Below are 26,903 nucleotides of genomic sequence, written 5' to 3'. Positions count from 1 at the left end.
CCGTCGGGGGCCGGGACCTGGTCTCAGGCCAGGGCTTGTACTCTACGATCGATGATAGTAGAGCAGGGCGAGCCAGTGATCGCGGTGACCGGGCTCGGTGTGCGGTTGGGCCGCACGCCGGTGCTGCGCGCGCTCGACCTCGCGGTCGGTGCGGGTGAGGTCTACGGCGTGCTCGGCCCGAACGGCGCGGGGAAAAGCACTCTCCTGCGCGTGCTGGCCACCCTGCTGCGTCCCACGGCCGGCACCGGAAAAGTGCTCGGCGCCCGGCTCGGCACCGACGAAGTCCGTGCTGCACGGCCGTCGATCGCCTTGGCAGGACACGATTCCTCGTTGCATCCCCGGCTGACGCTCGAGGAGAATCTCCGCCATGTGGCCGCGCTGACCGGGCGGGACGCCGCTGCGGTGCCGGACGCGCTCGACGTCGTCGGGCTGCGCCGGGCTGCCGGACGGCGCGCCGAGCACTGCTCGCAGGGCATGCTCCGCCGTGCCGATCTCGCCAGGGTGGTGCTGACCGAACCGGCGCTGCTGTTGCTCGACGAACCGCACGCCGGGCTCGACCGGTCGTCGTTCGGACTGGTCGACCTGGTCGTCCAGCGGGTCCGGGCGCGCGGCGGGGCCGCGGTCGTGGTCGCGCACGACGCGCCGCGGGTCTGGGCGCTGGCCGACCGGGTCGGGGAACTCCTCGACGGCGGTCTCGTCGCGCTGCACCGCGAACCCGCCCCGGAAAGCGAGTGGCGATGACCGTCCTGTCCCCCGCTCCGCTCCGCCAGGCACGGACCATCGCCGGCGCCGAGTTGCGGATCGAGGCGCGCGCGGGCGAAGCGCTCTGGATCATCACGCCGTTCGGCGCCGTCGCGCTGCTGCTGACGCCGATGGCGGTCGGTGCGGACCGCCCGCTGCTCAGCCAGCTGGGCACGGGCATGTACTGGGTCGTGGTGCTGCTCTTCGGCGTGCTGGTCGCGCTGCGCCAGACCGCGACCGACTCGCCCGGCCACCTGGCCATGCTCCGGATGACCGGAATGCCGGCCGCGGCCCGGCTCGGCGGGCGCGCCGCCGCGACGGCGGTCGTCCTGCTCGCGTTCGAGACGCTGCTGCTGCCGGTGATGATCGCGCTGTACCAGCCTGATCTCGCCGGGTGGGCGTGGCTGGCGGCAGCGCTTCCGCTGACTGCTGCCGGGCTCGCGGCTCTCGGCACTCTCGCCGGCGCGTTGGTGCACGGCATGGCAGGCCGCAGCACGCTCGGGCCGCTGCTGGTCTGCCCGCTGGCGCTGCCGCTTCTGCTGGGTGCGACCGAACTGGTCGAGGAAGGCGGCTACGGGCAGGTCCCGTGGCTGTGGTTGCTGCTGCTGGTCACCGTCACCGGAATCGGCTGGCTCGCTCTGCTGCTCGGCGCGAACGCGTTGGAGGAATCGTCATGAACCTGTTCGGCAGGCGGCTTCCCGCCGCCGCGCTCGTCCTGCTCGCGGCCGGTCTCGCCGGCGCGGTCCTCGCGCCGCCGGACCGGTTCCAAGGCGACTACCAGCGGCTGATGTACGTGCACGTGCCCACCGCGTGGGTCGCCTACCTCTGTTTCGGCCTCACCGGGCTCGCCAGCGCGCTGTGGCTGTGGCGCCGCGGCGCCCGCTTCGACCGGCTCGCCGCGGCGAGCGCGGAACTCGGGGTGCTGTTCACCGGCCTGACGATCGTGCTCGGCTCCTGGTGGGGCAAACCGGTGTGGGGCGTGTGGTGGACCTGGGACCCCCGCCTGGTCACCACCGCGCTGATGTTCTTCGTTTACCTCGGCTATCTGGCCCTGCGCCGGGCGACGCTCGATCCGGTCGCCCGCGCGCGCCGCTCGGCGGTGCTCGGCGTGGTCGCCGTCGTGCAGGTGCCGGTCGTGCACATGTCGGTGGTGTGGTGGCGGGCGCTGCACCAGCCGCCGACAGTGCTGAAGCCGGGCGATCCGACGATCGACCACCGGATGCTCGCCGTGCTGCTGCTCAACGTGGTCGCGTTCACCGTGTTCGCGGGAATGCTGCTGCGCGCCCGGCTCCGGCTCACCGCGCTGGAGGACGAACTCGCTGCCGCACAAGCGGCCGAGGACACCGAAGTCGCGGGCGGCGCCGTCACCGCGCCGCACCTGGAAGGACGGATGCGGGATGCCTGAATGGGCCTGGGTGACGATCGGCTTCGCCATCGCTTTCGGCACGCTCGCCGGGTACACGCTGCGGCTGCGCCTTCGGGCAGAGGCGATCCGGCGGGAACGGGAGGAGCGGTGAAGCGGTACCGCCTGCTCGCCGTCGCCGGCATCGGGATCGTCGCCGTCCTGGTCGGGGTGCTGATGTTCGGGAACCTCAACGGCAACCTCGTCTACTACCTCACGCCGGCCGAGGCGATCGCGAAACACGCCGACTACCCCGACGGCCGCCGGTTCCAGCTCGGCGGGTTCGTGCGGCCGGGCAGCGTCGCCCACACCCCGGAAGGGCTGCGGTTCGTCGTGTCCTCCGACGTGAAGCCCGGCAGCCCGGCAGTCCCCGTCCTGCACAACGGCCCGCTCGCGCAACTGTTCCAGCCCGGCATCGGGGTGATCGTCGAAGGTTCCTGGCGGGACGGCCAATTCGACTCCGACACGATGATCGTCAAACACGACGAGAACTACCGGCCGCCCGCGACACCGGCCCCGGCCCCGTCTGGAGGTGATTCCCGGTGACCGCCGTGCTTCCCGCCGCGGGCTGGGGCGGCGCATTCCTCGGCCTCGCCGCGTCGCTCGTGCTGGCCTGGTACGGATTCCGCGCGCAGCGCCGGCCCGGCTCCGTCCGAATCGGACAGTTGCGGCTGGCCTCGTTCGTGATGCTCGGCGGAGCGGTGCTGTCGATGGCCGCGCTCGAAACGGCGTTGCTGACCGACGACTTCGCCATGTCCTACGTCGCCGAGACGCACTCGCGTGCCACGCCGCTGCTGTTCACCATCACCAGCGCGTGGTCGGCTCTCGGCGGCAGCATCGTCCTGTGGACGCTGCTGCTGGCCGGGTACGTCTTCGTCGCCCGCCGCAAGGTGACCGACCCCGGCGACCGGCTGGGCACCGGCGCGCTCGGCGTCATGGGCCTCGTGGCGGCCTTTTTCTTCGGGCTGGTGACCACCGTCGCCAACCCGTTCCGGATCGTGGCGAACCCGCCCGCCGACGGCCCGGGCCCGAACCCGTTGCTGCGCAACGACATCATGGTGGCGATCCATCCCCCGCTGCTGTACCTCGGCTTCGTCGGGTTCACGGTGTCGTTCGCCTACGCCATGTCGGCGCTGCTCATCCGCCGCGGCGGCACCGACTGGCTGGTCCGCACCCGGCGGGCGAACCTCGTCGCCTGGACGTTCCTCACCGCGGGCCTGATCGTCGGCGCGTGGTGGTCCTACCAGGTGCTCGGCTGGGGCGGCTACTGGGCGTGGGACCCGGTCGAGAACGCGGCGCTGATCCCCTGGCTGGCGGCGACCGCGTTCGTCCACTCCGCCGTCGTGCAGGTGAAGCGCGGAACCCTGCAGGCGTGGAACTTCGTGCTCGCGCTGGCGACCTTCGCGCTGACGATCCTGGGCACCTTCCTCACCCGGTCCTCGGTGGTGGCGTCGGTGCACTCCTTCACCCAGTCCGGGGTCGGACCCGCTTTGCTCGGCTTCTTCGTGGTCGTCCTGGCCGGCGGGTTCACGCTGTTCGCGCTGCGCGGCGAACACGTCGCCTCCCGCACCGGGTCGCTGCGGCTCGCCAGCCGCGAGGGGCTCTTCCTGGTCAACAACCTGGTGCTGTGCCTTTTCGCCTTCGTCGTGCTGCTCGGGACCGTGTACCCGATCTTCGTCGAGGCGTTCACCGGAGGCCAGGTCTCGGTCGGCCGCCCGTTCTTCGACCGGATGGCCGTGCCCCTGTCGTTCGCGCTGCTGCTGGCGATGGGCGCCGGGCCGTTCACCCCCTACCGCTGGGCGACCGCGCGCGTGCTCTGGACCCGGCTGGCCTTCCCGATGCTGATCGGCAGCATCGCCGCCGCCGCGTTCGCGGTGGCGGGAATCCGCTCCGTCGGCGTCGTCGCGGTCGCCTTCCTCGCGGCGACCATCGTCTCCGCGAGCATCCGGCATCTGTTCGCCACCGCGCCGAACCGGCGCCCGTCCGGCTTGTGGCGGCTGGTGTCCGGGCAGCGCGCCTATTGGGGCGGGCAGCTCGCGCACATCGGCGTCGCGGTCGTCGCCCTCGCCATCTCCGTGGCCGGAGCCACCGCGACCCGTGCGACGGTCACCCTCACCCCCGAGCACCCGGCCGAATTCGCCGGCTACACCGTCATGTTCACCAAGAGCGAGCAACACACCGAACCCGACCGCACCCAGCGCGACGCGCATCTGGAATTCCGCGACAACGGACAGCTCGCCTGGACGGCCCAGCCCAAACTGGAGACCTTCGCCAACCAGCCCCAGGCCGTCGGCACCCCGGACGTGTGGAGCACCGCGGGCCGCGACGTCTACGTCGCGCTGGCGCAGATCGCCCCCGGCACCGTGACGGTGAACCTCTACCGCTACCCGCTCATGTCCTGGCTGTGGACAGGAGGGTTCCTCATGGCCGCGGGCGGCGCGTGGGCCCTCAGCGAACGGCGCCGACGCGGTTCCCCGACTGCCGAACCCGCCGAGGAGACGGTGAGCCATGCGTAAAAGCCTGCTCGCGCTCGCCGGAATCCTCGTCCTGCTCGGCCTCACCGCCGGGCTGCTCCTCAGCGGCGGGAACGGGACCGCGGACCGGGCGCACGACCTCGACCAGCGACTGCGCTGCCCGGTGTGCAAGAGCGTGTCGATCGCCGAATCGCCGTCCGAGACGGCCACTGCCATGCGGCAGGCGGTGCAGGATCAGGTCGCCGCCGGCCGCAGCGATCAGCAGGTCCTCGGCTTCTTCCGGGCCCGCTACGGCGACTGGGTGCTGCTTGATCCGCCAGTGAGCGGCCGCACGCTGTGGGTGTGGCTGCTGCCGCTGGCCGGCATCGCCGCCGGAGCGCTCTTGCTGGCCGGGCTCTTGCGGAAACGACCCGACGTCCCGGAACTGGCCGGCGACGAACGCGCGCGTGTCGAACTGGCGCTGCGCCACGCCCGCGAACAAGGCACCGGAGAGACTCTGTGACCGCCGCCGAAGAACGCGACCAGGCCCTGCGCGACATCCTCGCGCTCGAAGCGCAAGTCGACGCCGGGGAAATCCCGCCGGACGCCGCACGACGCCTGCGCGCCGAGTACGAGCAGGCCGCCGCCGACGCGATCAACCGCCTCGACGAACCCGCCAAGCCCGTCTCCCGGCGACGCCGCACCCGCGAGGCACGGACGAGGACCATCGCCTACCTCGGCACGCTCGTCGCGGCCGGGATCGCTGCGGTCGTCGTCCTCCCCGCCGCCGTGCAACAGCGTCCCCAGAACGGTTTCGTGACCGGGAACGAGGTCATGCAGTCCAGCGCCCCCGCTGCGCCGCTTCCTTCGGGAACCGGCGCCGCCGACACCGCGCTGTGGATGCAGGCGAACCTGCAGCTCTTCGCTCAAAACAACCCGGCCGCCGCGCTGCGCACCCTCGACCAGCTCCGGCAACGACCCGGGCTGCCCGCCCAGACCCGCCAGGACGTCGACGCCATGATCGCCACCGCGCGGCGCGAACTGGCCAAGGAGGGACGATGACAGCCGGCGCCGACGCCCGCCGCGGCACCATGCGATGGCTCCGCTGGACCGCGCTCGCCGTCGCCGTCGCCGCGGTCGCCGTCGGCGTGCTCATCAGCACCCGGATCGGCGACGACCCGAACCTGGTCGACACCCCGCTGATCGGCAAGCCCGCACCCGAGCTCACCCTGCCCTACCTCGAACGAGACGGCGGCCTCGCGCTGCGTTCGCTGCGCGGCCAGGTCGTCGTGGTCAACTTCTGGGCCTCATGGTGCGTGCCGTGCCGCGAGGAACAGCCCACCCTGACCGCCGCCGCGGACGCCTACCGCACGGCGGGCGTGACCTTCGTCGGCATCAGCTACCAGGACCAGCCCAAGTCCGCGGTCGGATTCCTCAACGAACTCGGCCGCGGCAAGAGCTACCAGTACGTCACCGACCCCGGCTCCCGCGCGGCCATGGAATTCGGGATCTACGGCATCCCGGAAACGTTCTTCCTCGACCGCTCCGGAACCATCGTCGCCAAGATCACCGGCCCGGTGGACCCGCCGCTGCTGAAGTCCGCCCTCGACGACATCGTCGCCGGGCGGAAACCGCAGTCCCGCACCGGCGGCTCCGTCCAGCCCGCTCCCGGCCAGGGCCGCTGACCTCCGTCAGCCATGCCAGAATGAGGCCGTGGTGAGGCTCCGGCGCTGATCAGGAGCGTCGCGCACCGGTCGGCATCCGGTGGGTCCTAACTGCTCCAGCTCGCCCTCGCTGTCAGCGGCGATCGAGCCGAAGAAGTCACAGCGCTCGCGTCGACGATGCGCCGTCCGGCTGCGCATCGAGTGCACGGCCACGATTCATCTGGGCTCGCCGCATCGGCGGTGGGTGTTCTGCTGGTACCGCTTGTCCAGACCCGGGCCGCCGTGCCGGACGGCTGGCCCCCTTGCGGGCAGATGGAGCCCGGCGCACCGGTAGGCGGCACCGTGGTCTTCTTGTCGACGGCACAACCGGTTGGTCGCTGATGTCCAGCACCGCCGGTGAGCGAAGCCGCTTGCGATGGCGGGCAGAGGCACCGGAATTAGCCGTCCTGGGGCGGTTTTTGCTGTGTCCATCGGAAGTGTGCCGCGACGTTCGGGTCGTCTTCCCACCAGGGGCGCATCGTGGCAGGTAGTTCCGCAGCAGTGCCGGCCGTTTCAGCGGCTGTTGCTGTGGGGTTTTGTCTGCGTTGTTCGGCTCGTTGGTATTGGTCGAGTTGTGCGTCGATCTCGGCGGCGTGTTCCTTGTCGCGGCGTCGCAGTTGCTGCATGGACAGGATGAGGAAGGGTACGAGGGCGAGGTCGCCGAGGCCCCACAGGACGGCCGCACCGGTTGTCTGGTCGGTGTCGGGGGGAAGCCCTCCTGCGCCGTTGAGTGCGAGATAGTAGTCGGCGGCGACGAGGCTGCCGGACATGAGCAGGGCGATGGGGACGATGACGTCGAGGGCGACTTCGGCGAAGGTCAGTCCGACCGAGACGACGTGCGGGTACAGCTTGGGCACGGGATCGCGTTGCAGGCGGGTCCAGAAGTAGTGTGCCCCGGCGATCAGTAGCGCGGCTTGGGTGAGTTCGCTGGTCCAGTGGCTGCGCAGCCCGGCTTCGTACCAGCCGCTGCCGTAGAGCGCGATGGGTACGCCGAGCAGCACTAGCACGCCGATCAGCGGATGGGTGACGGCCCGCATGGCGGCCGAGTGCAGGATGCGGCTGCACCGTGCCCTGGTTGCCGGGGTTGCGGTGTCGCGGGCGAGTCGGGCGGGCAGGGCGTGGGCGAGGAATTGCGGTGTGATCATCAGCAGCGTGACGACTTGGATGGCGCGGACGCTGAAGAGAACGTTCTGATAGGCCCCGATCGAGGTCACGGTGACGAGGGCGTAACTGCCGAGCCCGCTGTAGCACCACACGATGCGGCTTGCGGGCCAGGTGCCACCGGCTCGGCGGAGCTTCCGCACGCGCAGGGCGTACCAGAGACCGAAGGCCAGCATCGCCGCGATCGGTGCGGGATGCCAGGACCATGCGGTGAGCGCGGTGGTCCAGGTCAAGGGTGGCAAGGAAACGGTCGGCATGATGGCTGCGTCACGGGTCCTGTCGGTCTCGGGTCACGGCCACGCGGATGCTCGCTCAGGCCGCTGTCACCGTCGGGCGGTTACGGGGAATTCGGCGCGGCCCCGTCCTCGGAGCCTCTCGTTCTGCTCTCGGGAAGGCCGTCATCCGGGCGGTCGTCGGCCGCGTCGTCGCCTGCCGCGGCACCGTCAGGATCCTCGACTCCGGAGGGCATGCCGGTCGTGGTGGCGCCGGCTTCGCCCGCCTGGGCGGCGATGCGGCGGCGTTCGGGGTCGCGGGCTTGGGCGATGCCGATTCCGGTGAGCGCGGCGGCGAGGGCGACGACGATGGCGATCAGGGTCCAGACTCCGGCCGTGCCTGAGCCGGCGGCCAGTAGCGTGGTCGTCATGGTGGGTTCCTCCGTGCGGGCGCGGCCGGCCCAGGCCCGCGTGGAAACGTTGAGCTGACCTGGGCCGGGGTTCATGGCTGGGGTCGGTAGGTCCGGCCGTGCGGGTGGTCGCAGTGCTCGTCGTCGGCCTCGGGTGTGGTGTGGTCGACCTGCAGGGTGGTGTGTTCCAGGTGGTGGCGTGCGCGCATGATCTCCTCGACGCCCTGGCGGATGGCGTGGCAGTCGGCGCCCGGTTTGACGAGGATGTGCGCGGACAGCGCGGTGTCGCCGGAGGTGATCTGCCAGATGTGCAGGTCGTGAATCTGCACTACGTCGGGCACGGCGGCCAACTCGCCGCCGATCGCCTCGGGGTCCAGGTGCGCGGGGGCGGCTTCGAGGAAGATCCGCCCGGATTCCTTGACCAGGCCCCAGCCCGCCTTGGCCATCAGCGCCGCGACGATCAACGCGGCGATGGCGTCCGCGCGGGCGAAGCCGGTCCAGAGGATCACGCCACCGGCGACCGCGGTCGCGATGAACGCGTAGAGGTCGTTGAGGATGTGCTGGAACGCACCCTCGACGTTCAGGCTGGACCGGTTGGCGCGGCTGATGCACCAGGACGCGGCCACGTTGACCGCGATGCCCACCAGTGCGGTGATGAACACCAGCAGCCCCTCCACCGGTGGGGGGTCGATGAGCCGGCGTACGCCCTCGTAGACGAACCACGCGGTCAGCAACAGCAGGGTGATGCCGTTGGCCTGGGCGGAGAGGATCTCGGCGCGTTTGAGGCCGTAGGTGTAGTTGCCGCGCGCGGGCCGGGCCGCCAGCCGGATCGCGATGAGCGCGAGCACGATCGACGCGGCGTCGGTGAGCATGTGCCCGGCGTCGGAGATCAGCGCCAGCGATCCGGCGATCAGCCCGACCACCACCTCGGCCGTCATGAACGCCACGATCAGCCCGAGCGCGAGACCGAGCCACTTCCGGTCCGCGTTCGCCGACACCCCGTGCCCGTGTCCGTGTCCGGTCTCGCCGGTCCCCTCCGCCTGCCCGGCACGTTGGGCCTGGTGTTCAGTGGTGGCCACCGTGGTGCCCTCCGTGCTGCGGACGGTACTCGTGCTGCCCGAACAGCTCACCCAGGAACCCGCCGCCATGGCGGCGCTCGCCGTAGGCGGGTGGCGGGTAGTACGGCTGAGCCGGTGCCGCGTACTGCGGCGGCGCAGGCTGCGACGGCGGGGTGGGCTGGGCGGCGGCGTAGAACCTGGCCTCCGCCGTGGCCAGCTGTTCCATCTCGCCGCGGTCGAGGAATACCCCGCCGCAACCGGTGCACTGGTCGATCTCCACCCCGAACCGGTTCACCGGCAGCATCTGGGACACACATTTCGGGCACAACAACCCCGCCCCGCCGCCTGTCGGCTGCTCGCCTGTCGCGCTACTCATCGCTGCACCTCTCGCGTCGTCATCGCTCACGTCCGCTGCCTATCCTGCCTCAAGTATAGTGATATGCGCATAAATGGATTACTGGGGTCCGAGCGAGTCCGGGCACGTCCTCTGACGCAGTCGTTGTCGTTTGAATCGCCAATTGCTGCTATCATCGTCTTGTGGCGATGATAAGCAGGGATGGATGCCTCGCGTCGAGCGTGGGCGCGGGCTTGGACCCGGCGGTGGCGCTGTTCCACAGTCTCTCCGACGCCACCCGGCTGGCGATCGTGCAACGCCTCGCTCATGGGGAGGCGCGGGTCGCAGACCTGGTGGCCGCGCTGGGGATGGCGCAGTCCACGGTCTCGGCGCACGTGGCCTGCCTGCGTGATTGCGCGCTGGTGGTGGGCCGCCCGCAGGGCCGGCAGGTGTTCTACAGCCTCGCCCGGCCGGAGTTGATGGACCTGCTGGCGTCGGCGGAGACGCTGCTGGCCGCGACCGGCAACGCGGTGGCGCTGTGCCCGAACTACGGCACCGACGCCGCGGCCGACGCAACCCCGGACAGCGTGATTCGGGATAGCAAGGAGAGTGCTCGATGAGTGACGCGTGCGGCTGCGGCCACGAAGAACCTGTGAGCGTGGAGGCCGAGGAGCACGAGCCGGAGCGGCTGTGGCAAGTCAAGGAACTGCAGTTCGCGGCGAGCTCTGGAGCGTTCCTGCTCGCCGCGCTGATCGCCGGCTGGGCCGGCGCGGCGCGGCCGGTGGAGCTGGTGCTGGAGGTGGCGGCGTTGCTGGCCGGTGCCTACACCTTCGTCCCGTCCACGCTGAAGCGGCTGGTGAAGGGCAAGATCGGGGTCGGCACGCTGATGACGATCGCCGCGGTCGGCGCGGTCATTCTCGGCGAGGTCGGCGAGGCCTCGATGCTGGCTTTCCTGTTCTCCATCAGTGAGGGCCTGGAGGAGTACTCGCTGGCCCGCACCCGTCGCGGCCTGCGTGCCCTGCTGTCCCTGGTTCCCGAGCAGGCCACCGTCTTGCGCGACGGCACGGAGGTCATGGTGTCGCCGGCCGAGCTGCGGGTCGGCGACAGCATGCTGGTCAAGCCCGGTGAGCGAATCGCCACCGACGGCATCATCCGCGACGGCCGTACTGCCTTGGACGTCTCGGCGATCACCGGCGAATCGGTGCCGGTCGAGGCAGGTCCCGGCAGCGAGGTGTTCGCTGGATCGATCAACGGCACCGGCGTGCTCGAAGTCGAGGTCACCACCACCGCGGAGGACAACTCCCTGGCGCGGATCGTGCGGATCGTGGAAGCCGAACAGGCCCGTAAGGGCGCCTCCCAACGCCTCGCGGACCGCATCGCGAAACCGTTGGTGCCGGGCATCATGATCGCCGCCGCGCTGATCGCTGCGGTCGGCAGCCTGCTCGGCGACCCGGTCACCTGGATCGAGCGTGCCCTGGTCGTGCTCGTCGCCGCCTCCCCGTGCGCGCTGGCGATCTCCGTGCCCGTCGCGGTCGTGGCCGCGGTCGGCGCGGCCAGCAAGCTCGGCGTGCTGGTCAAGGGCGGTGCCGCCCTCGAAGCGCTCGGTGCGGTCCGCGGAGTCGCGTTGGACAAGACCGGCACCCTCACCGCGAACCGGCCCGCCGTCATCGACGTCGCCACCACCCATGGCGCGAGCCGCGAGCAGGTCCTGCACCTGGCAGCAGCATTGGAGGCCCGCAGCGAACATCCTCTCGCGAGGGCGATCCTTGCCGCGGTCGACGAGGTCACCCCGGCCTCGGCCGTGGAGGCGGTCACCGGGGCGGGTCTCACCGGCCGTCTGGACGGGCGCACCGTTCGGCTTGGGCGTCCCGGCTGGCTCGAACCCAGCTCACTGGCGACGGACGTGGCGCGGATGCAGCAGGCCGGCGCGACCGCGGTGCTGGTCGAGCAGGACGGCCAGGTCGTCGGCGCGATCGCGGTCCGCGACGAGCTTCGCCCGGAAGCCGTCGAGGTGGTGGCGCAGCTTCGCCGGGACGGCTACCACGTCGCGATGCTCACCGGCGACAACCACGCCACCGCCACCGCACTGGCGAAGGACGTCGGGATCGAAAACGTGCACGCCGAACTCCGCCCGGAGGACAAGGCTCGCCTGATCGAACAGCTGCGCAGCCAGCGCTCCACCGCGATGGTGGGCGACGGCGTCAACGACGCGCCGGCCCTGGCCACCGCCGATCTGGGCATCGCGATGGGCGCGATGGGCACCGACGTGGCGATCGAGACCGCTGACGTCGCGCTCATGGGCGAGGACCTGCGGCACCTGCCGCAGGCGTTCACCCACGCCCGCCGCGCCCGGCGGATCATGCTGCAGAACGTCGGCCTGTCCCTCGGGTTGATCACCGTGTTGATCCCGCTGGCGTTGTTCGGCGTGGTCGGCTTGGCCGCGGTGGTACTGGTGCATGAGTTGGCCGAGGTCGTCGTCATCGCCAACGGCGTCCGCGCCGGCCGCACCAAGTCCCTGCAGATCACAGGAGGTCGCAGGCAGACGGCGTCGATGTCCGCCGCGGTCGGGGTGTCCTCGTGACGACCGGTCAACCCACTCGCACGGCCAGAGTGACCCGAGCACGGGTCGCGCTGGCGGCCACCGCCGCGCTGCTGGCCGCGCTCGACCTCGGCCTGAAAGCCTGGGCGAGCGGGGCCTTGGCTGACGGGACGTCGGCCGATCTCGGGGTGATTCAGCTGCGGCTGACGTTCAACTCCGGGGTGGCGTTCAGCCTCGGCGACACCCTGCCCGGTTGGGTGGTGCTCGGTGTCACCGGGTTGATCGTCGCCGGGCTCGCGGTGTTCGCCTGGCGCAAAGCACGCACGGCGAACCTGGCTGTACGGCTGGGGCTGGCCGCGGTGCTGGCCGGGGCGATCGCCAACCTCGCCGACCGGGCCGCCGACGGGGTCGTGACCGACTACCTGCACACCGGCTGGTTCCCCACATTCAACCTCGCCGATGTCTTCATCACCGTCGGCGGCGCTGTGCTGGTTCTGGCCAGTCTCCGCGCCACCGATGGCACCACGAGGGACTCGGCACCGTGATCCCGCGAGATCAAGATCGGATCACAGCCCACCAAATTCGTGAACTCGACCTCGACCCTCAAGATCGAACGTCGACCAGGGTGAACAGCGACCGGCGGCGCGAGCGGCAGATCCCCTCCAGCGAGGGCAGTTAGTTGTTGCCGTGGTAGGCCGACACCGCTCGAACGCCGCAGACAGCTGCGCCGCCCAGCCACTCAGCTTCCGCCGCTCGTCCTGAAGCGCCGCCAGCCGTTCCGCTGCTCGCTCGCACAGTCCCAGCCATGTGCTTCAGAACATGGCAATCACCGCGACTCTCCTCGATCCGCTACTGTGCAGCGGGCTGATCAGCAACGTCACCCACTTCGAGTCGCCGGTCTCGCACATGTCGACGCAGCCATCCGTGCCTCACCGGCGAAGCGCACGACATTCCCCGGCAGCACGCCCCTCCAACCACAGCCCGGCCGGGCCGATCGCGTGCGGTGCCTGCAAATCCGCCAGTCGTGCCTTGGAACTTGCCCAGCGTGGTCGCCTGCGCCCAGGTCTTCGTCCGATCGAACTCGCTACGCCGCGCGGCCGGGTCCGCCACCGGGCCGCGATCCAGGCAGGCACACTCGGCCCGTCAGCCCGGGCCGCGACCATCGTAGTGAACCGCGGGTTGACATCCGTGCGGAGCACGGCTGCCATCGCGTCCGGCGTCACGTGCCCCGGCGACCCTCAGCAGGCCGCACCAGCTCCTCCACGCGACGTTGATCAGGTCGGCCGGGTTGTCCTGCCTCTGCTGCTGCACGGATCGCCGCCTCGGCAACCGCCCGCACCTCGCCGCCTCGCGCTTCACGTCCGGGTGCTCACCCACGAACTACCGATGCCGTCTGGCGGTCCGATCCGTGTCAGCCTTCGCCGCCACCATCCGGCAGCGCAGTCCCGAGCCGGTGCGCGACCAGCGCGCCCCACACCACGGTCGCCACGAGCGCCGCCGCGTTGGCGAGCGCGTAAACCAGCACGCCCGCCGGGATCGCCCGGTCGGGCGGAGCGCCCAGCCGGAGCACGTACTCGACCAGGTACGCCAGGATGAGCGCCATCGCCAGGCTCAGGTGCACCAGCAGGCGCCGGTAGGCGGCAGTGCCCGAGCGGATCGGCAACCCGTCGACAAATCCCGCGAACCCGGCGACCGCTGCGCCGAGCAGCCCGATCCCGACCAGCCACGTTGCCGCGGTGGTGAATTCCCGTGGATCGTGCGAGCGCGCCGCCAGGTCCAGCACCGTGCTCGCGAACCAGCATCCGATCGGGACGGCCACCAGCACCGGGTGCAGCCGCACCCGCGACCTCGTCCGGACCGGAGCGGCTTCCTCCGCTGTCTCGGTCACGCCGGTTCCCAGGACCGCACCGGATCCGTTCCGCAGCATGGTAGACGCAATGAACTCACCCCGTTGATACTATTTCACTTAGTATTATGTCGGCTCCCGTGTCCCGCCCGGCTTCCCCGCCGGACTGCAGCGAGGAGCAGCCGTGCTGGTATTCGGCGCCGTCGTGCCCGTGTCCGCCTGGACCATTGCCGTACTGGCCCTCGGCGCACTCGTCGGCCTCTCCGCGGCCCGGCCGCTGGCCAAGCGGACCGAGTGGCCCGCGCGCGGCATCCTGATCACCGTCGTGCTGTTGTCCGCGGTTCTCGCGCTCACTCTGCCACCCGGCAGCGAGCGGCACACCAACGGCCTGCACGCCTGCCTGCCCGAGGACTTCCCCGACCTCGTGGGCACGGTGCTGAACTCTGGCGGCGGGATCGCCGGCAACGTGCTCAACCTGCTCCTTCTCCTGCCGCTGACCGCCTCGGCAGTGCTCACCGTCGGCCGCACCGTACCCGCAGTCGTGCTCGCCCTCACGCTGCCGCCCGCGATCGAACTGGCCCAATCGCAGATCCCCGGCCGGTGGTGCAGCCTCGCCGACGTGCTCGCCAATGTCGCGGGCGCGCTCGCCGGAGCCCTGCTCGGCGCGGTGCTCCTGCGGCGCAGGACGGTCAGGCGCGAAACCGCCGGCCCGCGAACACCCCGCCGATGAGGAACAGCACGCCCGCCATCGGCCAGCCGATCAGCAGGTCCTGCAAGCCCACCGTCGGCAGCAAGGAGAACTTCCCCAGGTGCGCTCCGATGTGGACGATCGCCATCACGACCCCGACCCCCATCAGCACGAAACCCGCGACCCGCACGACGAGCCATTTCCGGTACGCGCCGGTGTAGCCGGCCTTCTCGGGCTTGACCGCCGCGCGGCGGACCCCGGCCTCGAGCGCGCGCTGCCTCGCGCGGCGGTCGCGCCCTCTCGTCGACACCTTCGGCATGTCACAACTCCTCGCACCAGCCACCTCTACTAAGCGAGATCGTAGTACGCGAGGAGCCTTCCGGAATCCCGCCTTGCCATCAATTACTAAGTTTCCTAGTATGTCGGTTATGTCGCGAGCTTCCCGCATGCTGTCTCGCGGCCGCGCCGGACCCTCCCCCTCGGCCGGCGCGTAACGCGGACGCGGGCCTCGTTCCTCCGAGGCCCGCGTCCGTGCCCGCCTCGATCCCAGGACCGCCTGCCGCGACCGCACGAAAACGGGCGCGCCGCATGAAATCCTCGTGATCGCAGCCCAAAGCGCACTCGATCAGGTCCAGTGACGCCCGCGAACCGACCATCCGGCGCCGAATTTCCGCGCGCTGCCACAGCAGGCCGAGCCCAGCCTCTTTGGCACACAGGATGACCGCCACCCGGACAGATCGTCCGCGCCGTACCGATGTCCCCCGCTCGCCGCGGCAGCGCACCTCACGCTTGCCTAATACCCCCACGGGGTATATCTTCAGGTTATTCGATACCCCTGCCCGGTATAGGAGGACGTGATGGTCACGCATCGGGAAGCAGCAACGACCGCGAGCCGGTCCGGCCTCGCCCCTGCCGGTCGCGCGTTCAGCGCCCGCTGGGAGGACATCGGAGCCGCGCTGCTGGGCCTGTGGCTCGTCGTCGCGGTGTTCCTCGACGGGCGGGCGCACTGGCTGGGCCTGCCGGATTCGTTCTTCACGCCGTGGCACGGACTGCTCTACGGCGGCCTGCTCCTGCTCGGCCTCTGGTTGCTGGCGATGGGCTGGCGGCGGCGCGGAACGGCGCCGCCCTGGCGGGCGGTCCTCGCCCCTCCGGCGGGATACGGCTGGCCGCTCGTGGGCGCCGGGATCTTCGCCGCGGGAGGCGCGGCCGATCTCGCGTGGCACGAGGTGTTCGGCATCGAGGCCGGGATCGACGCGTTGCTGAGCCCGTCGCATCTGCTGTTGTTCGCCGGTGCCGGGTTCCTGTTGGCGGGGCCGGTCCTGTCGGCTCGGGTGAAAGGCGAACCGTCGCTGGCGGCGACAGTGCTGGCGCTGCTGGCATTGTCGGCGGTCGCGGCGTTCGCGTTGAGCTTCCTGTCCGGATTCTTCAGCGATGCCCCGGTCTACACGGTCGGGCACTTCCCCGAGGGCACCCGGCCCACATCGCGGCGGAGACCAGGGCAGAGGCCGGACTGGGCAGCTACGTGCTGACCTCCCTCGTAGTCGTCGCGCCGCTGGCCTACCTCGCCCGGACGTGGAAGCTGCCGTTCGGCGCCACCACGGTGTTCCTGACCGCGCACGCGGTTCTCGCGTCCACGCTCGTCGACTTCGGCTTCACCGGCGGGCGGGTCGTTCTCGCCGCCGCTGTCGCCGGGCTCGCAGCCGATGCCGCTCTCTACGGCGTACGACGAGCGGGAGCGTCGCGCCGCGCACAATCACTGGCGGCTGCGGGAATCGTCCCGGTCCTGTTGTGGTCCGGGGTGCTGGCGGCGGTGCAACTGTCCTACGGTATTCGCTGGTCGGCCGAACTGGTCGGCGGAGTCGTGGCCGTATCCGCGCTGGTTTCGGTGCTCGTGGTCCTGCTCGGCCAGTCCGGCCGCACACCCGCGACGCCCTAGCCTGTCCGCATCGAACAGTCCACACCGGACGGTGCACTGACGGAAACCCGTGTCACCGCTTCATTCGGGACGGTAATACGGGTTCCGCAAATGCCGGCTGCCCGGCCGAGGTTCGCGTCCACGGCATCCCGGCAGGCGCCGGTGCAGTCCCTGGTCCAAGTGACCACCCGGTAGCGGCCGACCGCCAACGGCGCGGACAACTCCGCCGGAGCGGTCCGGAATTCACGCTCCAGCACCGCTTTTCCCTGGCCGTCTTCAAGCCGGAAATAGCGGACGGCGCGGCCCGCACGGCTGGCCGGCTCCGCCACGACGATGTCGACCGTCCCGGACGGGACCTTGACCGCGGACGGCTGATGCGAAGGAATGGAGTCGCCCCGGGGAGCCGCCGAGCTGCAGCCGCCCGCCACGACCGCGAGCATTCCCAGAAAAGCTGTCGGCACCGCTGGTTTCATGGAATCTCCTCGCACAAGGGGACACCGGCCGCCCCGGAGGTGCCGGGCCGGCCGGTGCGCGACGGTCAGTCCTTCCAGAAGATCGAGGTCACGACGCCCCCGGCGACGATCTTCGACTGCGAGCCGTTCGAGGCCGCGGCCGAACCGTCTCCGTGGTTGTAAATCGAGAGCAGTTCGCTGTAGTCGTGCGAATTGGGGGAAACGTAGGCCGGGTCGCTCTGCCCGGCGTAGTCCATGCACGAACCCGCGTTGGTGAACTGGTGGTCCAGGCCGAAGTCGTGGCCCACCTCCTGGCAAATCACGTGCTGTTTGGCGTAAGTCCCCATCGAATAGGAATCGTTGACCTTCGTGGTTCCCCACGCGATGTGGGTGCCGCTCGACAAATCGATTTCGGCGACGCCGAGCCAGCCGGTGCTGCCGTAGGTGTAGTTGCACACCCGGACTTTCCCGGCCGCCGCGGGGCAGCTGCGCCGGGTCGTCGCGCTGCTGTCGCTCGTGGAAAGGGTGTTCTCGAACACCGGTGACCGGTTCCAGTCGGCATTGGCCTTGCTGAGGTTGGCGTCCCAGCTCGACGTGACGCTGTCGAGCACGGTCAGGCGCACCGTGCTGGAGGTGGACGAGCGAGCCCAGTGGTATCCGTTCCAGCTGTTGCTTGCCGACGCCTCCGCCGTAGTGGCCGCGAGAGCCGCGACCGCGAACGACGTGAGGAAAAGCAGCCGCCATTTGCGCATGGCAAACTCCTTGCGATTTCCGTGGGGACCCGTCCGGGAGTGCGGACAGTGCGCATGAAAGTAGCCCGGCGTGATCCGGTGGCACAGCTACGAAAGTCGCAAGGGGGCCGATTTCTACTTCTCTACTTAGTAGAGTAGTAGCCGCGTGCGCCGGTCGGCGGACAGCCGCTGACCCGACCGGCTCCGGCCGTTCGTCGGATTCCCGTCACGCGGATTTCAACTACCGTACGTAGTAGTCATATCAAACGAGTGAATCCGCAGTCATGGCAAGGTGATCGCAGCCGCAGAACGTGGCGAGCACAAGATCATCGCTGATACGGTCCGCTGACTGTGAGGTGTCATTCCGCCACGAAGCGTCGCGCCGGCTGGCGCGCCCTGGCCGTCTTCGCTGTGCTGTTCGGTTTCCTGGTCCTGCACGCGCAACCCTGCTGCGAGACCGGCCACGCCGGGTCCGCCGTCGTGCACGCCGCGGCCGCGAACGACACCGCGGCGGTGCCGAGCGACCCGGGATGCGGATCAGGGCACCACGGCCACGACGGCAGCGACACGCTCTGCCGATTCCTTCGCAGCGCCAACGACTTCCTGTGGCTGGCCGTGCTCACCACGGCAGCCGCGGCCTGCCTGGTGCCCGGGGCGCGCCCGCTGTCGCGCCCATGGGCCGCACGGCCGCCGCCCCGGGGATCCCCCGGCTCGGCACTTCTGATCGAGCTCTGCGTCTCGCGGATCTGACGGGCGCCGGAACCCCTGCCGTCACCCCGTTCCGCCGCGCCCGCGGCACTCACGCGAAAAGAGACTCGATGGAAACCGTCTTGCCCCCTGCCGCAACGAATTCTCCCCCTCAACTGCTCACCGCCGCCGCGCGGTGCCACAGCCCGGCCCGCGCGGTCGGCAACACCCCGGTGCTCTGGGTCGATCAGCCCTTCGCCTCCGCGGGACGCGGCTTCTGGGCCAAGCTCGAAGGATTCAACCCCGGCGGCATGAAAGACCGGCCCGCACTGCACATGGTCGAGCAGGCCCGTGCCCGCGGCGAACTGGCCCCCGGAGCCCCGATCGTCGAATCGACGAGCGGCACGCTGGGCCTCGGGCTCGCACTGGCAGGCATCGTGCACGGCCACCCTGTGACGGTGGTGACCGATCCAGGCCTGGAGCCGATCGTGCACCGGATGCTGTCCGCCTACGGCGCCCGGGTCGAGCTCGTGACCGAACCGCACCCGACCGGCGGCTGGCAGGAAGCCCGCCGCGAACGGGTGCGCCGGCTGCTCGCCGAGCGGCCGGGAGCCTACTGCCCGGACCAGTACCACAACCCGGACAACGTCGCGGCCTACGCGCCGCTCGCCCTGGAACTGGTCGCCCAGCTCGGCCGGGTCGACGTGCTCGTCTGCTCGGTCGGCACCGGCGGCCACTCCGCCGGGGTCTCGCGGGTGCTGCGGGAATACTTCCCGCACCTGAAGGTCGTCGGCGTGGACACGGTGGGCTCGACCATCTTCGGCCAGCCCGCGGCACCCCGGCTCATGCGCGGGCTCGGCTCCAGCATCTACCCGCGCAACGTCGACTACGCGGGGTTCGACGAGGTCCACTGGGTCTCCCCCGCGGAAGCGGCCTGGACCTGCCGCCGGCTCGCCGCGTCCCACCACGCCACCGGCGGCTGGAGCGTAGGCGCGGTCGCGCACGTCGCCGGATGGCTGGCCCGCACCGAACCCGCCGACGCCCGGATCGCCGCCGTCTTCCCGGACGGACCGAACCGGTACTTCGACACCGTCTACAACGACGACTACTGCCGGCAGCACGGTCTCCTCGACGCGCCGCCCGCCGCGGAACCCGACCGCATCGGCGCTCCCGCCGACCGGGTCGTGCAGCGCTGGACCCGGTGCACGCACGTCGTCGACCCGACCCTGGCGGTGGTCCGGTGACCTCGCTCATCACCCGGTACCGGTCCTTCGACCGGCCTTCCCGGCTGCTCATGCTCAACCAGCTCACCATCAACCTCGGCTTCTACATGCTGATGCCGTATCTGGCCTCGCACCTGTCGGCGGACCTCGCGCTGGCCGGCTGGGTCGTCGGGCTGGTGATGGGCGTGCGCAACTTCTCCCAGCAGGGCATGTTCCTGATCGGCGGCACGCTGGCCGACCGGCTGGGCTACAAGCCGCTCATCATCGCCGGCTGCGCGCTGCGCACCGGCGGGTTCGCCCTGCTGGGCCTGGTCGATTCGGTCCCGGCGCTGATCATCGCCTCGGCCGCCACCGGGTTCGCCGGTGCGCTGTTCAACCCGGCCGTGCGCGCCTACCTGGCGGCGGACGCGGGCGAGCGGCGGGTCGAGGCGTTCGCGCTGTTCAACGTCTTCTACCAGACCGGCATCCTGCTGGGCCCGGTCGTCGGGCTCGTCTTGACCAGCGTGGCGTTCAAGGTGACCTGCCTGACCGCGGCCGCGGTGTTCGCGGTGCTCACGGTCCTGCAGATCCGCGCGCTGCCGGCGCACTCGGCCGAGCGTCCCGCGCAGCCGCGCTCGATCCGGCAAGACTGGGCCGGGGTGTTCCGGAACCGCTCGTTCGTGCTGTTCTCGCTCGCCATGATCGGCTCGTACGTGCTGTCGTTCCAGGTGTACCTCGCGCTGCCGCTCGAGGCGCGCCGGATCGCCGGCCCCGGTTTCTCCGGCACCGCCTTGGTCGCGATCCTTTTCGGACTGTCCGGCGCCCTCGCGATCGCCGGGCAGCTCCGGATCACCGCCTGGTGCCGCGAACGGTGGAGCCCGGGCCGCTGCCTCGCCACCGGCCTGCTGCTGATGGCCGCGGCGTTCCTGCCGCCCGCGCTGACCGCCGGTGCCGCCGGCGGCCCCGCAGTCCTGACCTGGGTCCCGCTGATCCTCTCCGCGGCGCTGCTGGCTTTGGGCACGCTGGTGGTGTTCCCGTTCGAAATGGACACCATCGTCGCGCTGTCGGGCAATCGGCTCGTCGCCACCCACTACGGGCTGTACAACACGGTGGTGGGAGTCGGGATCCTGCTCGGCAACCTCTTCACCGGGACCGTGCTGGACCTGGCCCGGGACGCCGGGGTGCCCGCCGCGCCGTGGTTGATCCTGGCCCTGCTCGGGGCAGCCTGCGCGTGGGCGATCCGGAGCCTCGGCGCGGCGAACCGGCTCGCCCCGGCGGCCTGAACACGGGCCGCCGACTACCCCCGCTCGTACTGGGTGACATAGCACTCGGACGGGCTCGGCAGCGTCGGCGGCCCGGTGCCTGAGTACGGTGGGGGCATGGCGGCGAACCGGCTCGGCGGCATCCGGCAGATCCTTCTGCTGGGTGCGCTGGCGCTGTGCATCGCCGCCATGCACCACATCAGCCTCCCCGGCGGTTCCGCGCACGCGATGGCCCCGGCCGCCGTGCCCGCCGCGATGGCGGACGCGCCCATCGCGATGGCAGACGCGGCCCCCACCGGCTCGGGCGAGGAACACCCCGGCACGCCGGGCGGCGCGCACACGATGCTGCACCTCTGTCTCGCCGTGCTGTACGCGGTCGGCGCACTGGTGCTCGCGCTGCTGGCTTTCCGCAGGCATTCCGCCGCGAAGCTCCCGGTCCCCGCCGGTCCGCGCGGCTCGCCCGTCCCCGGGCGGCCGCCGGACAGACGCGGCCGCCTGGTCCTTGCTTCTCTCTGCGTGCTGCGGACCTGACCGGCCGGGCCTGCCTGGTCCCCACCGGTCATTTCAGCAATCACTTTTCGAGAGAAGGATTTGTCGTGCGCAAAACTCTGGTGATCAGCGGCATCGCGGTGGCGTCGGCCCTCGCGCTCAGCGCCTGCAACAGCGGCGATCAGCCGTCCGGCATGCAGATGGGCTCGTCGTCCGCCCCCGCGCCCGCGTCGAACCAGCAGGCCGCGGGCCACAACAACGACGACGTCGCTTTCGCCCAGCAGATGATCCCGCACCACAAGCAGGCACTGGACATGGCGAAGATGGTGTCCTCGCGCAGCACCAACCCGAAGGTCGTCGACCTCGCCGGCCGGATCGACAAAGCTCAGGACCCGGAGATCCAGCAGATGCAAGGCTGGCTCACCGCGTGGGGCGCCGCTTCTTCCTCCGCTTCGGCCATGCCGGGCATGAGCGACCACAACATGCCGGGGATGTCGTCGATGCCGGGGATGGGCTCGTCGTCCTCGATGCCGATGCCGGGCGGGTCGATGCCGGGCATGATGTCCGACGCGGACATGGCCAAGCTCGACACGATGAAGGGCGCCGAGTTCGACAAGATGTGGCTCGGCATGATGATCAAGCACCACCAGGGCGCGGTCGACATGGCCAAGACGGAACTGGCCAAGGGCGGCAACGCCGACGCCAAGGCGCTCGCGCAGAAGATCATCGACGGCCAGCAGGCCGAGATCACCGAAATGCAGGGGCTGCTCTCGCAGGGCTGACCCGGGCCGCCGGGGCCACGGCCGCCGTGGCCCCGGCGCACCGCTTTGCCGTTCTCCGGGTCTACTCCCGGGTTCGTGCGTTCCCGCACGAACGTTTTCCTTCCTGTTCACCGGATTCCGACAACTGCTTCGCTAGTACTAGATGCGATAGTGGACAAGATCCGCGCGTTACCTTAATGTGACCGCGGGCCGGCGGGGCGGTCCACCCCGAACGCAGGTCCCCACGACAGGAGATTCAGCACCCGTGACACCGCAACGGCGTCGTGCCTTCCGACATCCGATAGCCGCCACCGCCGCACTCGTCGTCCTGGGATTGGCCACCCTGCCCGCGGCGGCGCAGGCCGCGCCGCCCCCGGGCGGCAGCCAGGATCCGATGCAGCGCTACCAGGAACTCGGCGCACAAGCGGCCAAGGCCGACGAGGACCTCCTGGGCGCACAGGAGTCGCTCACCGCCCGGCAGAACGACCGTGCCGCGGCCGACGCGGCCGTGGCCAAGGCCAACGGCGAGGTCGTCGGCGCGCAGGCGGCGATCGACCGGCTCCGTCCGCAAGCGAACCAGGTCGCGAACGCCGCGCTCGAAGGCGGCCAATTGAGCAACACAGCCCTGCTTCTCGACAGCAGCAACCGGCAGGAGTTCCTCGATCGCGCCTCCATCCTCTCCCTGCTCGCGGAGCGGAAGAACGAAACACTGACCGGCCTGCAGCGCGCGGTCGCCTCCGCGAACAACGCGAAGGCCGCCGCGGAGAAGGCGCAGAAATCGGCGCAGCTGGCCGCGAACGACGCCGCCACCGCGCTGGAAGAAGTCCAGGGACGCAAGACGGATCTCGACAAGCAGATCGGCGAGGTGCGCAAGGCGCTGGCGCAGCTGCCCTCGGCCGCCCGCACGAAGCTGGGACAGGTGCAGGACAGCGGTTCCTATCTCGGTCCTCCAGGCGCGGCGAACGACGCGCTGCAGGCGGCGCTGTCCAAACGCGGTTCCGAATACCAGTGGGGCGCCACCGGCCCGAGCCAGTTCGACTGCTCCGGGCTGACCTCGTGGGCGTACAAACAAGCCGGGATCACCTTGCCCCGGACGAGCCGGCAGCAGTTCACCTCAGGCAAAGCCGTGCCGCTGGACCAGCTCGTCGCGGGCGATCTGCTGTTCTACGACGACGGTTCCGGCAGCGCCGGCGCGATCCATCACGTGGGCATGTACGTCGGCAACGGCAAGATGGTCGACGCGCCCACCGAGGGCCAGCTGGTCGACGTGCGGCCGATCCGCGGGGACGGGCACCTGATGGGAGCACGGCGCATCGTCGGGTGATCCCGGCGGAGCAAGTATCCTGATCCCCGGAGGTGCCATGCTGAAACTGGGCGAGCTCGAGGCGTCGGTGATGGACGTGCTCTGGAACGCGGCGGAACCCATGCGGGTCCGGGAAGTGCTCGACGAGCTCAACCAGCACCGCGATCTCGCGTACACCACGGTGATGACGGTGCTGGACAACCTGCACCGCAAGGGCTGGGTCGAGCGCGAGATGCGGAACCGCGCGTACCACTACCAGGCGACCGCCTCCCGCGAGGAGGCGACCGCGCAGACGGTGCGCGATCTGCTGGACTCCACCGAGGACCGGGAATCGGTCCTGCTGCACTTCGTCCAGACGGCGTCCGAGGAGGAGTCGGACATCCTCCGCCGGGCGCTGCGCCGGAAGTCGCGGAAGCGGTGATCGTCGCGGCGGCGCTCCTGCTCGGGGCCGTGTTCGTGGGCTGGTGGTCGCCACGCCCGCTGAGCAGGCTGGCCGCAGGCCGGATCTCTCCCGGCACCGCGATCGCCTGGTGGCTGCTGAGCGCCGCCGGGGTCCTGGCGGGCGCTGTCGCGGGAGTGCTGCTGCTCGTGCTGCCCGGGCACGGCCCGGCCGACGCGGTGCTGCGGGCGCTGCACGACTGCTGGGCCGCGCTCAGCCACGGCGAAGTGCCGCTGCTGGACCCGGTCGTCGGCGCGAGCGCGGGAGCCTTCGCCCTCGCCGGAGCCGTCCGGCTGGCGGTGGCCTCGGCCGGGCGGCGCCGGAGCCGCAATCGCCAGTACCGCCGCCACCTGGCCGCCCTGCGGTTGTGCGGCTCGGCCGGCTCCCGGTCCGTGCCGACGCTGTGGCTGCCGCACGACGAGCCGGTCGCCTACAGCCTCGGCGGGCGGCGCGCGATGATCGTCGCCAGCGAAGGGCTCGCCGCCCGGCTTTCGGTACCGGAACTCGACGCCGTCCTGGCCCACGAGCGGGCCCATGTCCGCGGCCATCATCACCTGCTTACCGCGTGCGCGGACATTCTCGGCCGCACTGTGCGGTTCGTCCCGCTGATGCGGGAACTGCCCGCCGCCGTGCGGCTGCTCGTCGAACTGTCGGCCGACCACGCCGCGGCTGCCCAGTGCGGCACCGGGCCGTTGTGCTCCGCGCTGCTTTCGATCCGCGCCGGCGGCGGGCCATGGCGAGCGCTCGCCATGGCCGGCGGCGACACCGCCATCCGGCTCGACCGGCTCCGGGAACGACCGGCCCGCACCAACCGGGCGGCCGCCCGCCTCGCCGCCGTGACCGGCGGGCTCACCGCGTTGCTGGCCCCGGCACTGGTCGCGGGCGCACTGGTGGTGCTCACCGGCCTGGTGTCCTGCTCGTGACCAAGGCTGCTGCCGCGTCCCGGGGACGATCCGCTTCGCCGCTCCGCTCCTGATCGCCCATGCCAGGAACTTAAGGCTCCGAGATCTCGGCCTACTGACAGTCCACAAAGGACGCCAACAGTGCCGGAATGCCCGCTTTGCCACCATGAGGCCAGGTTGTGGTCCCGGGTCCGGGGCCCACAGCGACGTGCGCTCGACCGGATCGAGCCAGCTGAGCCTGGGAACACGCCGGAAGCGCGTCCGCAGCACAGCCTTACTGTGCCGATCATTACTAATCCGACCACAGCCACGGCCGAATGGCTTTCGTAGCAACGGTTACGTGCCGCGGTCGGGGTCGGCCTACTTTTGGCCGGATTAGTAAGTTCCTGGCATTGCTCCTGATCGCCCGAACGTCTCCCGCGCGACAGCGGCAGTCCTTCCCCTGCTTGGCCTCTGCCCACGTCGGTTCCTGCCGTCCCAGCGTGCCGCGATCGCCGAGCCTGAACACAGCTCACCGTGCTCGCGCTCGGCGCCACACCGGGTCGACTGATACCCTAGGGGGCATGCCCAATACCCCACCGGGTATCTGCCGAACGGAAGGAGCAATCGTGAAACTGGGTTTGTCCCGCACCTACCGAGGCGCGGGCTTCGACGAAGTGATGGCGCGGACGCGGGCCGCGCTGGCCGCAGCGGGGTTCGGGGTGCTGACCGAGATCGACGTGCAAGCGACCCTGCGCGAGAAGCTGGATGAGCGGATGGAGCGCTACACCATCCTCGGCGCCTGCAATCCCGCGCTCGCCCACCGGGCGCTGGAGGCGACCCGGGAGATCGGATTGCTGCTGCCCTGCAACGTGGTCGTCCGCGAGAACGGCGCCGGCGAGACGGTCGTCGAGGCGATCAATCCCGCGGTCATGGCCGAAGTCGCGCCGGCGGCCGGAGTCTCCGAAGTCGCCGGGGAGGCCGCCGAACTGCTGGAATCCGCGTTGAACGCCGTGGACCGGGAGCTGGCATGAACGACGTGGTGCTCTACGGGGATCCGGTCTGCCCGTTCGCCTGGCTGGCGTACCGCTGGCTCGACGGCACGCGGACGGAGTTCCCGATGCGGCCGATGAGTCTCGCGGTGCTCAACGAAGGAACCGAGGTGGCCGAGGCGCATCGCCGGCGGATCGAGGATTCGCTGCGCGCCGGCCGCGTCCTCGCGGCGATCGAGGACCGGTCCGCCGCCGCCCGGTTCCACGTCGCGCTCGGCCGCCGGATCCACGAGCAGCGGCTGCCGGTGGACAACGCGCTGCTCCGCACCGCGCTGACCGCTGTCGGCTTGCCGGAAGACCTTGCGGCCAAAGCGGATTGCGCCGATCTGGACCCGGCGGTGCGAGCCGCGCACCAGGCGAGCCAAGACGCCCTCGGCGACACCGCGGGCAGCCCGATCACCGCGATCGGCGGCCGGGCTTTCTTCGGCCCGGTGCTGACCGAACTGCCCGCCCCGGCAGAAGGGCAGGCCCTGCTCGACGCCCTGCGCACTGCCTCGGCTGTCCCCGGATTCGCCGAACTCCGCCGTCCGCGGCGCGGCGCCCCGGCCATGCCGGCGGGACAACCGGTCTGATGTGCCGTCCCGTCTCGTGCCGCACCTGCGGCAAAACCACCTGGGCCGGCTGCGGCCGGCACGTCGGCCAGGTCAAAGCCGCCGTGCCGGCCGCGCAGTGGTGTCCCGGCCACCCTTCGCCACCGCGCCCGCCGCGTTCGTGGCCGTGGCGCAAGCGCGGCTCCTGACCAGGAATATACCCGCCGGGGTATTGTGAGCCTTCGTGAAACCAGCCAGGGAGGGGACCCCATGATCGGCGACCAGGACACCGTCACCCAAGTGCGCAACCGGCTCCGCCGCGCGCAGGGCCAGCTCGCCGGCGTCATCGCGATGATCGACGACGGCCGCGACTGCAAGGACGTCGTCACCCAGCTCGCCGCCGTCTCCCGTGCCCTCGACCGGGCCGGCTTCAAAATCATCGCCAGCGGCCTGCGCCACTGCGTCACCGCCGACGGCAACGGCGACGAGGCCGAGATGACCGCGGAACAGCTCGAGAAACTGTTCCTCACCCTCGCCTGACGCCGTCCGCTGCGGCCCCCGTCGCGAAAAGTCCGTGAAGGACTCCTTGAGGGAATCTGATTCCCTCAAGGAGTCCTTCACGGACAACTACGGGAGCGAGTCCCGGGGCGCT

33 protein-coding genes are annotated in these 26,903 nt (G+C 70.6%); 25 read left to right on the top strand and 8 right to left on the bottom strand.

Going from position 1 to position 26,903, the window contains the following annotated elements; genetic code table 11:
- Window positions 1-51 precede the first annotated feature (51 nt).
- The 8 genes from L942_RS13615 (at window position 52) to L942_RS13580 (ending at window position 6,281) form a co-directional block, all read left to right on the top strand.
- A complete protein-coding gene (locus L942_RS13615; protein WP_051165927.1) occupies window positions 52-741 on the top strand; it encodes an ATP-binding cassette domain-containing protein in 690 nt (229 codons plus the stop codon).
- On the top strand, window positions 738-1,418 hold the full coding sequence (locus tag L942_RS13610) for a heme exporter protein CcmB (RefSeq protein WP_037359982.1): 681 nt from the start codon (window positions 738-740) through the stop codon (window positions 1,416-1,418). Before L942_RS13615 ends, L942_RS13610 begins: the two co-directional genes overlap by 4 nt.
- Window positions 1,415-2,146: a cytochrome c biogenesis protein CcsA gene (ccsA, locus tag L942_RS13605; protein ID WP_037359819.1), complete on the top strand. Its 732-nt coding sequence runs from the start codon at window positions 1,415-1,417 to the stop codon at window positions 2,144-2,146. Before L942_RS13610 ends, ccsA begins: the two co-directional genes overlap by 4 nt.
- Before the next feature lie 108 nt (window positions 2,147-2,254).
- Window positions 2,255-2,689: a cytochrome c maturation protein CcmE gene (locus tag L942_RS13600; RefSeq protein WP_037359818.1), complete on the top strand. Its 435-nt coding sequence runs from the start codon at window positions 2,255-2,257 to the stop codon at window positions 2,687-2,689.
- Window positions 2,686-4,659 carry a heme lyase CcmF/NrfE family subunit gene (locus tag L942_RS13595; protein ID WP_037359816.1) on the top strand — a complete coding sequence of 658 codons (1,974 nt, stop codon included), beginning with the start codon at window positions 2,686-2,688 and terminating at the stop codon, window positions 4,657-4,659. The genes L942_RS13600 and L942_RS13595 overlap by 4 nt, the downstream gene beginning before the upstream one ends.
- Window positions 4,652-5,119 (top strand): cytochrome c-type biogenesis protein, encoded by a 468-nt coding sequence (locus L942_RS13590; RefSeq protein WP_037359815.1) that lies wholly within the window; start codon window positions 4,652-4,654, stop codon window positions 5,117-5,119. The genes L942_RS13595 and L942_RS13590 overlap by 8 nt, the downstream gene beginning before the upstream one ends.
- Window positions 5,116-5,658, top strand: coding sequence for a hypothetical protein (locus tag L942_RS41985; RefSeq protein WP_051165926.1), 543 nt, complete (start codon window positions 5,116-5,118; stop codon window positions 5,656-5,658). The genes L942_RS13590 and L942_RS41985 overlap by 4 nt, the downstream gene beginning before the upstream one ends.
- Entirely contained in the window at window positions 5,655-6,281 is a 627-nt protein-coding gene (locus L942_RS13580) for a TlpA family protein disulfide reductase (RefSeq protein WP_037359813.1), read from the top strand. The genes L942_RS41985 and L942_RS13580 overlap by 4 nt, the downstream gene beginning before the upstream one ends.
- Window positions 6,282-6,697: 416 nt before the next feature.
- On the opposite strand, the gene L942_RS13575 is transcribed toward L942_RS13580, so the two are convergent.
- The 4 genes from L942_RS13575 to L942_RS13560 form a co-directional block, all read right to left on the bottom strand.
- Window positions 6,698-7,693, bottom strand: coding sequence for a cytochrome c oxidase assembly protein (locus L942_RS13575; RefSeq protein WP_158242503.1), 996 nt, complete (start codon window positions 7,691-7,693; stop codon window positions 6,698-6,700).
- Between the two features lie 104 nt (window positions 7,694-7,797).
- Window positions 7,798-8,103, bottom strand: a complete 306-nt coding sequence (locus L942_RS13570; protein ID WP_037359811.1) for a hypothetical protein — start codon at window positions 8,101-8,103, stop codon at window positions 7,798-7,800.
- A 71-nt stretch (window positions 8,104-8,174) separates the two neighbouring features.
- Window positions 8,175-9,161, bottom strand: a complete 987-nt coding sequence (locus tag L942_RS13565; protein ID WP_235079083.1) for a cation diffusion facilitator family transporter — start codon at window positions 9,159-9,161, stop codon at window positions 8,175-8,177.
- A complete protein-coding gene (locus L942_RS13560; RefSeq protein ID WP_081655065.1) occupies window positions 9,148-9,516 on the bottom strand; it encodes a zf-TFIIB domain-containing protein in 369 nt (122 codons plus the stop codon). The genes L942_RS13565 and L942_RS13560 overlap by 14 nt, the downstream gene beginning before the upstream one ends.
- Window positions 9,517-9,677: 161 nt before the next feature.
- Here L942_RS13560 and L942_RS13555 point away from each other — a divergent pair, with 161 nt between their 5' ends.
- From L942_RS13555 to lspA, 3 genes are read left to right on the top strand one after another with little or no spacing between them, the layout of a single operon-like run.
- Entirely contained in the window at window positions 9,678-10,094 is a 417-nt protein-coding gene (locus tag L942_RS13555) for an ArsR/SmtB family transcription factor (protein ID WP_037359808.1), read from the top strand.
- Entirely contained in the window at window positions 10,091-12,055 is a 1,965-nt protein-coding gene (locus L942_RS13550) for a heavy metal translocating P-type ATPase (RefSeq protein WP_037359806.1), read from the top strand. The genes L942_RS13555 and L942_RS13550 overlap by 4 nt, the downstream gene beginning before the upstream one ends.
- 29 nt (window positions 12,056-12,084) lie before the next feature.
- Window positions 12,085-12,558, top strand: coding sequence for a signal peptidase II (gene lspA / locus L942_RS13545; protein WP_101437990.1), 474 nt, complete (start codon window positions 12,085-12,087; stop codon window positions 12,556-12,558).
- 866 nt (window positions 12,559-13,424) lie between these two features.
- On the opposite strand, the gene L942_RS41980 is transcribed toward lspA, so the two are convergent.
- Window positions 13,425-13,901 carry a DUF2231 domain-containing protein gene (locus L942_RS41980; protein ID WP_158242502.1) on the bottom strand — a complete coding sequence of 159 codons (477 nt, stop codon included), beginning with the start codon at window positions 13,899-13,901 and terminating at the stop codon, window positions 13,425-13,427.
- Between the two features lie 142 nt (window positions 13,902-14,043).
- On the opposite strand from L942_RS41980, the gene L942_RS13535 reads away from it, so the two are divergent.
- Window positions 14,044-14,589 (top strand): VanZ family protein, encoded by a 546-nt coding sequence (locus tag L942_RS13535; protein ID WP_037359803.1) that lies wholly within the window; start codon window positions 14,044-14,046, stop codon window positions 14,587-14,589.
- Here L942_RS13535 and L942_RS44890 read toward each other — a convergent pair.
- Window positions 14,549-14,866 carry a hypothetical protein gene (locus L942_RS44890; protein WP_200862801.1) on the bottom strand — a complete coding sequence of 106 codons (318 nt, stop codon included), beginning with the start codon at window positions 14,864-14,866 and terminating at the stop codon, window positions 14,549-14,551. The two genes, L942_RS13535 and L942_RS44890, sit on opposite strands and share 41 nt — an antisense overlap.
- Before the next feature lie 538 nt (window positions 14,867-15,404).
- On the opposite strand from L942_RS44890, the gene L942_RS13525 reads away from it, so the two are divergent.
- Together L942_RS13525 and L942_RS13520 are read left to right on the top strand one after the other, a co-directional pair.
- Entirely contained in the window at window positions 15,405-16,076 is a 672-nt protein-coding gene (locus L942_RS13525) for a hypothetical protein (RefSeq protein WP_037359801.1), read from the top strand.
- The gene (locus L942_RS13520; protein ID WP_037359798.1) at window positions 16,070-16,483 is read left to right on the top strand and encodes a hypothetical protein; all 414 of its coding nucleotides are present in this window, start codon (window positions 16,070-16,072) and stop codon (window positions 16,481-16,483) included. The genes L942_RS13525 and L942_RS13520 overlap by 7 nt, the downstream gene beginning before the upstream one ends.
- Here the strand turns inward: L942_RS13520 and L942_RS13515 are convergent.
- A complete protein-coding gene (locus L942_RS13515; RefSeq protein ID WP_101437989.1) occupies window positions 16,480-16,935 on the bottom strand; it encodes a hypothetical protein in 456 nt (151 codons plus the stop codon). The genes L942_RS13520 and L942_RS13515 overlap by 4 nt on opposite strands.
- Window positions 16,936-17,000: 65 nt before the next feature.
- Window positions 17,001-17,666, bottom strand: coding sequence for a hypothetical protein (locus tag L942_RS13510; RefSeq protein WP_051165923.1), 666 nt, complete (start codon window positions 17,664-17,666; stop codon window positions 17,001-17,003).
- Between the two features lie 330 nt (window positions 17,667-17,996).
- Between L942_RS13510 and L942_RS13505 the strand changes: the two genes are divergently transcribed.
- From L942_RS13505 to L942_RS13455, 11 genes are all read left to right on the top strand, one after another.
- A complete protein-coding gene (locus tag L942_RS13505; RefSeq protein WP_037359793.1) occupies window positions 17,997-18,395 on the top strand; it encodes a hypothetical protein in 399 nt (132 codons plus the stop codon).
- 68 nt (window positions 18,396-18,463) lie between these two features.
- The gene (locus tag L942_RS13500; protein WP_037359789.1) at window positions 18,464-19,576 is read left to right on the top strand and encodes a PLP-dependent cysteine synthase family protein; all 1,113 of its coding nucleotides are present in this window, start codon (window positions 18,464-18,466) and stop codon (window positions 19,574-19,576) included.
- Entirely contained in the window at window positions 19,573-20,817 is a 1,245-nt protein-coding gene (locus tag L942_RS13495; protein ID WP_037359786.1) for an MFS transporter, read from the top strand. Before L942_RS13500 ends, L942_RS13495 begins: the two co-directional genes overlap by 4 nt.
- 96 nt (window positions 20,818-20,913) lie before the next feature.
- On the top strand, window positions 20,914-21,327 hold the full coding sequence (locus L942_RS13490) for a hypothetical protein (protein WP_037359783.1): 414 nt from the start codon (window positions 20,914-20,916) through the stop codon (window positions 21,325-21,327).
- 65 nt (window positions 21,328-21,392) lie between these two features.
- The gene (locus L942_RS13485; protein ID WP_037359780.1) at window positions 21,393-22,067 is read left to right on the top strand and encodes a DUF305 domain-containing protein; all 675 of its coding nucleotides are present in this window, start codon (window positions 21,393-21,395) and stop codon (window positions 22,065-22,067) included.
- Window positions 22,068-22,311: 244 nt separating this feature from the next.
- Window positions 22,312-23,370 (top strand): C40 family peptidase, encoded by a 1,059-nt coding sequence (locus L942_RS13480; RefSeq protein WP_037359777.1) that lies wholly within the window; start codon window positions 22,312-22,314, stop codon window positions 23,368-23,370.
- A 37-nt stretch (window positions 23,371-23,407) separates the two neighbouring features.
- Window positions 23,408-23,770: a BlaI/MecI/CopY family transcriptional regulator gene (locus L942_RS13475; RefSeq protein ID WP_037359775.1), complete on the top strand. Its 363-nt coding sequence runs from the start codon at window positions 23,408-23,410 to the stop codon at window positions 23,768-23,770.
- Window positions 23,767-24,711 carry a M56 family metallopeptidase gene (locus L942_RS13470; protein WP_037359772.1) on the top strand — a complete coding sequence of 315 codons (945 nt, stop codon included), beginning with the start codon at window positions 23,767-23,769 and terminating at the stop codon, window positions 24,709-24,711. The genes L942_RS13475 and L942_RS13470 overlap by 4 nt, the downstream gene beginning before the upstream one ends.
- A gap of 587 nt (window positions 24,712-25,298) precedes the next feature.
- A complete protein-coding gene (locus L942_RS13465) occupies window positions 25,299-25,703 on the top strand; it encodes a DUF302 domain-containing protein (RefSeq protein WP_037359769.1) in 405 nt (134 codons plus the stop codon).
- Entirely contained in the window at window positions 25,700-26,293 is a 594-nt protein-coding gene (locus tag L942_RS13460; protein WP_037359766.1) for a mycothiol-dependent nitroreductase Rv2466c family protein, read from the top strand. Before L942_RS13465 ends, L942_RS13460 begins: the two co-directional genes overlap by 4 nt.
- Window positions 26,294-26,521: 228 nt before the next feature.
- Window positions 26,522-26,791 carry a metal-sensitive transcriptional regulator gene (locus L942_RS13455; RefSeq protein ID WP_037359763.1) on the top strand — a complete coding sequence of 90 codons (270 nt, stop codon included), beginning with the start codon at window positions 26,522-26,524 and terminating at the stop codon, window positions 26,789-26,791.
- Window positions 26,792-26,903: the final 112 nt, after the last annotated feature.

Origin of the sequence: Amycolatopsis orientalis DSM 43388 (assembly GCF_000411975.1) — a bacterium.
Classification (GTDB): Bacteria; Actinomycetota; Actinomycetes; order Mycobacteriales; family Pseudonocardiaceae; genus Amycolatopsis; species Amycolatopsis orientalis_D.
This window is presented reverse-complemented; position numbering and strand designations above follow the sequence as displayed.